Source organism: Lyngbya sp. CCY1209 (genome assembly GCF_055795065.1).
In genome coordinates, this window is record NZ_JAYFER010000125.1 from 1 (window position 1) to 404 (window position 404).

At 48.0% G+C, this 404-nt stretch carries 1 protein-coding gene; it reads right to left on the reverse strand.

Translation table 11 applies throughout. The annotated features are described in order from the left end of the window. Nucleotides 1-404, reverse strand: a 404-nt coding sequence (locus AC0QHF_RS00960; protein WP_324702311.1) for a reverse transcriptase domain-containing protein, incomplete at both ends; no start/stop codon positions are given.

Below are 404 nucleotides of genomic sequence, written 5' to 3' on the forward strand. Positions count from 1 at the left end.
CCTCCTTGAGGTGTCCCGGCTTTCGTGTCGTCAAATACACCATTGTCAATAACCCCGGCTTTTAACCATTGTCTGATGTTGTGCCTTATGGTCGTTGGACAATGAAGTTTGGATAGTAGGTAGTCATGGTCAATCTGGTCGAAGCATTTGGCGATATCCGCATCAAGAACGTAGTAGCTCTTTTTGTTGATGCTTATGTAGATTCTTGCTAATGCATCGTGGGTTGAGCGTCCGGGTCGAAACCCATAGCTTGTCCCCTCGAATAATGGTTCCCAGTAGGGTTCCATTGCCATCTTGACCAAGGCTTGCTTGGCTCTGTCTCGAATTGTCGGGATTCCCAGAGGGCGTTTTTCATCCCGTCCGGGTTTTGGTATCCAAACTCTCCGTAATGGCTTGGCTTTGAA